This window comes from Mesorhizobium sp. M7A.F.Ca.AU.001.01.1.1, from assembly GCF_004022735.1.
GTDB lineage: Bacteria > Pseudomonadota > Alphaproteobacteria > Rhizobiales > Rhizobiaceae > Mesorhizobium > Mesorhizobium ciceri.
Genome location: NZ_RZPF01000830.1, coordinates 1 through 2,582 on the forward strand (window position 1 = coordinate 1; position 2,582 = coordinate 2,582).

The 2,582-nt window shown below is 65.3% G+C and carries 2 protein-coding genes and 1 pseudogene; 1 reads left to right on the forward strand and 2 read right to left on the reverse strand.

Annotation, left to right across the window (positions count from 1 at the left end; all coding sequences use genetic code 11):
- Nucleotides 1–29: 29 nt before the first annotated feature.
- Nucleotides 30–825 (reverse strand): annotated as a pseudogene (locus EN884_RS32535) (MFS transporter); the annotation flags it as partial.
- A 136-nt stretch (nt 826–961) separates the two neighbouring features.
- On the opposite strand from EN884_RS32535, the gene EN884_RS32540 reads away from it, so the two are divergent.
- Nucleotides 962–1,393, forward strand: a complete 432-nt coding sequence (locus EN884_RS32540) for a DUF4437 domain-containing protein (RefSeq protein WP_013529500.1) — start codon at nt 962–964, stop codon at nt 1,391–1,393.
- 12 nt (nt 1,394–1,405) lie between these two features.
- Here the strand turns inward: EN884_RS32540 and EN884_RS32545 are convergent, their stop codons facing one another.
- The gene (locus EN884_RS32545) at nt 1,406–2,491 is read right to left on the reverse strand and encodes an ABC transporter ATP-binding protein (RefSeq protein WP_128360988.1); all 1,086 of its coding nucleotides are present in this window, start codon (nt 2,489–2,491) and stop codon (nt 1,406–1,408) included.
- Nucleotides 2,492–2,582 lie beyond the last annotated feature (91 nt).

Genomic DNA, 2,582 nt, shown 5'->3' on the forward strand with positions numbered 1-2,582 from the left:
GGTGTCAGGGAAGCCTGATTGCGGCGAGGCTACTCGGCCTGCTTCGGGCCGCGCAGGAACACCACGCTGGCCGCCAGCAATGTCGCCGCGCCGCAATGGGCGAAGGCACTGGCGACGCCGGTGTGGTCGACCAGCAGGCCGCCGAAGACGGCGCCGAGCGCGATCGCCACCTGGAACGTCGCCACCATCAGTCCGCCGGCGCTTTCTGCCTGGTCGGGTGCTGCCCGCACCAGCCAGCTCTGCAGCCCGACCGGAACGGCGCCGAAAGCAAAGCCCCAGACCGCAACGGCGGCAGCGGCGATCGTCGGCGAAGCTCCGAAAACCAGCATCGAGGCGGCGGCCGGTGCGATCAGCAAGGGCGCCAGCCCAACGGCTGCCTTGAGGCTGCGCTCGGCCAGGATGCCGCCGGCGACATTGCCGAAGAAGCCGCCAATGCCATAGGCCAGCAGCACCAGCGAGATCGTCTCGATGTCGAGCACGGGGACCTTCTCGAGGAAGGGACGGACATAGGTGAAGCCGGCAAAGTGTCCCGAAGCGACCAGCAGCACGACCAGCAGCGCCACCCGGATCGACGGACGCTTCAGCACGTGGAGCAAGGTGCGGAAGCTTGCCACACCCACGGGGGGGCAATTTCGGAATGGTGGCCAGCTGCACCAGCAGCGCCAGGGCGGCGACCACGGTCGCAATCATGAAGGCCGTGCGCCAGCCCCAGATGTCACCGACATAGGCGCCGACCGGCGCCGCACAGACGGTCGCCAGCGAAACGCCGGTCAGGATGATCGACATGGCGCGCGGCATCAATCGCATCGGCACCATCCGCAGCGCGGCCGTGGATCGCCGGGTCTGGATGAATTGCCAAGCCTTCCGGACGCAATGCCATTGCCGGGCCACCCGCATGCAATAGCTTGCCAGAACCAGGCAGCGAGAGGCCGGCGGCAAGCCGGTCCGAAGAGGAGAACCAATGCCAAATCATCCGAAGCTCATCGCACTCGCCGTCATGCTTGCGGTTCCCGGGCGCGCCTTTGCCCTCGAGGACAGCTACCTGCCGGCCGACAAGATCCCCTATGTGGCGGAAGTACCCGACCAGCCGCATCGTCTTGGCCCATTGTGGGGCGAGCGGGCCAAGGGTCCGGCAGGCACGTTGCTGAAGGTTCCCGGCAACTGGCGCGCACCGGTCCATGCGCACACCGCGGATTACCGTGCGGTGGTCATAAAGGGGATGTGGGCGCACTGGCAGATGGATGGCGGCGAGGCGACCAAGGTCGAACTGCCTCCTGGATCCTACTGGACCCAGAAAGCCAATGAGATGCATGACGACGCCTGCGTCTCCGACACGGAATGCGTGATCCTGCTGATCAACGACACGCCCTACGAAACCTACTTCCAGAAATAGGCTGGGATGCGGCTACGAGGCGTGACGCAAGCTGACGCCGCTGCCCTTGTCGAACAGCACCACCTTGTCGGGGTTCCAGGCAAAGCGCACCGCCAGCTCGATGGCGACGTCGGTCCTGGCCGGCACGGTTGCACGCAGTGTCGCGTCGCCGACGCGCAGCGTCAGGATCTTTTCTACGCCGTGGTTCTCGACGTCGTGGACACGCGCCTCGACCGGCGCGCCGCTCTCGAGATAGACGTCCTCGGGACGAATGCCGAAGACGAGCGGGCGACCGTCGGTCGCCCCGCCCGCTTTGGCTCCCCCTGAAAAAGGCAATTCGAAATTCAGCGGCGCCATCACCGCGCGGCCGTTCACGAGCTTGCCGTCGATGAGGTTCATCGGCGGCGAGCCGACGAAGCTCGCCACATAGGTGTCGCGTGGATTGTTGTAGATCTCATGCGGTGTGCCGGTCTGGACGATTCGGCCATGGTTGAGCACGCCGACCTTGTCACCCATCGACATCGCCTCGATCTGATCGTGGGTGACGAACAGGAAGGTGGCGCCGAGCTGTATCTGCAGGTTCTTCAGTTCAGTCCGCAGCGCCTCGCGCAGCTTGGCGTCGAGCGCAGACAGCGGCTCGTCCATCAGGAACACACGCGGCTTGCGCACGATGGCGCGGCCGATCGAGACGCGCTGCATCTCGCCGCCGGACAGCCGATCCGTCTTGCGGTCGAGCAGATGCTCGATCCGCAGCGTACGGGCGGCACGGTCGACACGGTCCTTGATCTCGGCGTCGGGCAGCCGGCGAATTTTCGGCTTCAGCGGGAATTCGAGATTTTCGCGCACCGTGTAGCGCGGATAGAGCGAATATTGCTGCAGCACCAGCGCCACGTCACGCTCGGCCGCACCCCAGTCGGCAACGTCGACGCCGTCGATGAAGACCTGGCCTTCGCTGGGCTTCTCCAGGCCGGCGATAAGCCGCAGCGTCGTCGTCTTGCCGGCGCCCGTCTCGCCCAGCAGCACGAAGAACTCGCCATCGGCAATATCGAGATCGAGCCCGGTGAGCGCCGTGTGGTTGCCGAAGGTCTTCGAGATGTTCTTGAGCTGGATATGGGCCATCAGAGTCTCACCTCAAGCGACTTGCCGCTTGCCTTGTCGAAGAAATGCGCCTGGGTCGGGTCGATCCTGGCGAAGACCCTTTCACCGGGTC

Coding starts and splice junctions, on each gene's coding strand:
- EN884_RS32540 (WP_013529500.1), top strand. CDS start 962: ATGCCAAATCATCCGAAGCTCATCGCACTCGCCGTCATGCTTGCGGTT.
- EN884_RS32545 (WP_128360988.1), bottom strand. CDS start 2,491: ATGGCCCATATCCAGCTCAAGAACATCTCGAAGACCTTCGGCAACCAC.